The 2,905-nt window shown below is 39.5% G+C and carries 5 protein-coding genes and 1 pseudogene; 5 read left to right on the forward strand and 1 reads right to left on the reverse strand.

Features of this window, described 5'->3' with window-relative positions; translation table 11 throughout:
- The first annotated feature begins 580 nt into the window (after positions 1-580).
- Genes GRP75_RS23290 through GRP75_RS30360 form a run of 3 tightly spaced genes read left to right on the forward strand, consistent with a single transcriptional unit; the run spans position 581 to position 1,047 of the window.
- Entirely contained in the window at positions 581-751 is a 171-nt protein-coding gene (locus GRP75_RS23290; protein WP_023989032.1) for a hypothetical protein, read from the forward strand.
- 51 nt (positions 752-802) lie between these two features.
- A complete protein-coding gene (locus GRP75_RS30355) occupies positions 803-925 on the forward strand; it encodes a hypothetical protein (RefSeq protein ID WP_023989031.1) in 123 nt (40 codons plus the stop codon).
- Positions 922-1,047: a hypothetical protein gene (locus GRP75_RS30360; protein ID WP_023989030.1), complete on the forward strand. Its 126-nt coding sequence runs from the start codon at positions 922-924 to the stop codon at positions 1,045-1,047. Before GRP75_RS30355 ends, GRP75_RS30360 begins: the two co-directional genes overlap by 4 nt.
- Positions 1,048-1,108: 61 nt before the next feature.
- Here GRP75_RS30360 and GRP75_RS23295 read toward each other — a convergent pair whose 3' ends face one another.
- The gene (locus tag GRP75_RS23295) at positions 1,109-1,435 is read right to left on the reverse strand and encodes a hypothetical protein (protein WP_023989029.1); all 327 of its coding nucleotides are present in this window, start codon (positions 1,433-1,435) and stop codon (positions 1,109-1,111) included.
- Between the two features lie 135 nt (positions 1,436-1,570).
- On the opposite strand from GRP75_RS23295, the pseudogene GRP75_RS23300 reads away from it, so the two are divergent.
- Positions 1,571-2,209, forward strand: a pseudogene (locus GRP75_RS23300) (hypothetical protein).
- 200 nt (positions 2,210-2,409) lie between these two features.
- Positions 2,410-2,661, forward strand: coding sequence for a YdcF family protein (locus GRP75_RS23305; RefSeq protein ID WP_202404280.1), 252 nt, complete (start codon positions 2,410-2,412; stop codon positions 2,659-2,661).
- Positions 2,662-2,905: the final 244 nt, after the last annotated feature.

Here is a 2,905-nt window from a genome sequence, read left to right on the forward strand (position 1 = left end):
GGGGTGTTTGCTTGCTGTCGGGAATGTGATGATGAACATGAAGAATTAGGCAGCCCCATTGAACATGGGATAAGATATCGTGATTTGAATATTAAGCCTATACAGGGTGTCGGTCACACGGCACCAAAGGGAGAATATATAGATGAAAATCGTAGTGAATAATGAGCAGGAAGCGGACTGCGTCGCTTCTTCCAAGACGGACACGAATATTCGATCATGGACTTGATCAAATCAGAAAAGGAAAAACAAGAAGACACAGAAGACTTGCAAGGAGAAGATTTTCGCATTTTGGCAGAAGGATTTTTTTGGTCAGAACTGCATATAGAGATTGATCGAAAAGAAGAAGAACTGAAATTTCGAAGACGACGATTGGGTGACAGGAGAATGCATACACTGTGGTACTCATACGACGGGAAACAATCGCGATGAAGATTAACCTATAGTGAGTGAAAAGCGATGGATTCTCCTGAATCGCGGGCTACTTGGCGATACGAGGATTGTTACAATCGTCTATGTCCGTGCTGCTCAGAACGTCTTATAGGAGACGATGAAGACGACGAATGCTGGGGGAGGAACAACAATGACAGATAAACCAGACTGGGAAAAGCGAATGGTTTACTGGATACTGGAAGCCGAAAAAGAAAAAAGTTGGGCAGATAATATAGAAAAACGGTTGTATTTTTCGAACACCGAAAATGAAATTATTGAAAGGAAACATAAAGGTACTCGTCGATACTCAAAAGGAATCTGAATCCCTAATACAACAAAGGATGCAGAGATAGCCAGACTAAACGGGTCACTCATGAAAGCCTTCCAGCTGTGGACTGATTATTTTAATGCACCGAACGCAGAGGGCAAAGTGTGTATTAATATCGAGTTATCTAAAGTGTTTGCGAATGCGGCGGTCAAGGAGGATGCCACATGATACGCGCATATACCACTATATTAGCTGCTGTACTTTTGTTTATAGGTGTAGTACAAGTAGATAGGTATATGTTGATTGAGACTGTGCCGGCAAGCGAGGTGAGGATTAAATATGGCAAATAATAACGATGAAAAAAATAAGCACCTATGAAAAAAAGTGCTTACTTTAAAGTTAGTTTTATTATTAAGGGAATATTTTGTAAATGTAGCCTTGATATAATGGGCATACTTTGTTGTTGCCTTTTTGTTGCCATTTATATAAATTAATATTTCCTCCAAATCCTCCTGTCATGTAAAATTTTTGAGTTGGAACTGTCGATTTCATATCCTCTTTAACTGTTGCACCTCTGATGCCACTTACCCATTTTTTGTTCCCTTGAGGCGGATCATATGGTGACTGAGAAGAAATATTTGCTGAAGTTGGGGCTTGTTCTGCAAAACCTAAAGACGGTACAGACAATGCCCCAAGAAGCACTGTGCCAGCAGCCAAAGCAATAATAGATTTTCTCAAAAGTAAAGCCTCCTTAGTTTGTTTTCTTCGTATGCAAACTATGGTGTAAGGTAATTATAGTGTTTTGATTTACATATATATACCAAAAATAACGATTTCACCAAATTATCACATTATATAAAGGAATGATAAACGATGAATGACGATCAAATGTGTATAGTTAATAGTCTTGAAGATGAGTCTTCTGATACACAAAAGATAATCCAGGTAAACTTTTTTTCGGACATTGAGCAGGAAGATATTCGAAAAACAAAGTGGCTTCTTAGTAAGTATGTTGATATGATCGAGGTGATCAAAAACTATGAGTTTGCTCTCCAGTAGATTGAAAACGGAATGTATGCGTATGAGTTACTTTCCGCCGAGGGGGCAATTGCAAAACGAGAGTCAGGTCAGGAGTTAACGGCAGGTGTAACAGCAAACGCTGTAATCCTAAAGGACAAACGGCATATGAATTACAAATTCTATCAATTCATCACAAACAATGTCCGCTTCGCCGTAAACAACATGAGGGATCCACACGAGGGACTTGCTGCTAAGCTGCTGTTCATAGACGGTAAAAAATACCTCAAGGCCCAGCAGTATATGGAGAAGGGATACAGAAAAGATGTGCCTAGTATCTCAGCCACGACATTTGCAGTTAAACGACGACGAGCGATTGTAAATATAGCAAACAGTCTTAAAATTAATCGGACTTTGGATTTTGTGGTTATTGACTATGGTCGGGGCCGCAACAAGGAAGGTGAAATCGGACTTAGGATGCCAGAAGTAAATTAGACCGTAAGGGCTTAAGCCTTTGCGGTCTTTATTGAGGTGTCAGAAGAAAATAAAGTTCTAGACAGAAAAATAAAGTAATAGTCTGACGATGCTTCATTAAGCTAACGGGCAGGAAAGTTTAACCAAATAGCGAATGGATAGTCTTTGAATACTTCGAAAATACCGGATTCCAGAGGCGTTAATACTGAGGAGTTCTTCATATGTCATTCCCCTTTGAATGTATTAGTAATTTTATGTTTTTCGAAACGGAGTTGGAACAGTCAGACATTATATTAATTCCAGAAGCAAGTCATCCACAATTAATGGAAAGAGTCGCAACATTGTACCATAGCGGTATCGCTCAATTTATTCTACCTTCTGGTGGTACGACCCTTCATGTAGAAACAACCGAATGGGAGTTTCTAAAAAATGTCGGGGTAGCGTTAGGAGTACTCTTCAGAATCATTACTTAAAGAAGATAAAGCAACTAATACCTTTGAAAATGTACGTTTCTCCTTGGAAGTGTTACAGCAACAAGGAATTCATCCAAAAAAGGTTGTTTTAGTTCATTCAAATGATTAAACTAACGAATAACAGTAGGTTCAAGTAATCGATGAAACGAAGAGGGGGGAACCGAAATGAAGACGATCAAGTGCATGATGGACCACCTGTACTGGGCGGACGAACGCATCTTGGACGTGCTTGAGAAGAGTGAGG

The organism is Paenibacillus sp. OT2-17, from assembly GCF_009827695.1.
In the GTDB taxonomy this organism is placed as follows: domain Bacteria; phylum Bacillota; class Bacilli; order Paenibacillales; family Paenibacillaceae; genus Paenibacillus; species Paenibacillus polymyxa_B.

Bases quoted from the DNA above. Each gene is read 5' to 3' on its own strand.
- GRP75_RS23290 (WP_023989032.1), top strand. From the start codon at position 581: ATGACAGATAAACCAGACTGGGAAAAGCGAATGGTTTACTGGATACTG.
- GRP75_RS30355 (WP_023989031.1), top strand. From the start codon at position 803: ATGAAAGCCTTCCAGCTGTGGACTGATTATTTTAATGCACCGAACGCA.
- GRP75_RS30360 (WP_023989030.1), top strand. From the start codon at position 922: ATGATACGCGCATATACCACTATATTAGCTGCTGTACTTTTGTTTATA.
- GRP75_RS23305 (WP_202404280.1), top strand. From the start codon at position 2,410: ATGTCATTCCCCTTTGAATGTATTAGTAATTTTATGTTTTTCGAAACG.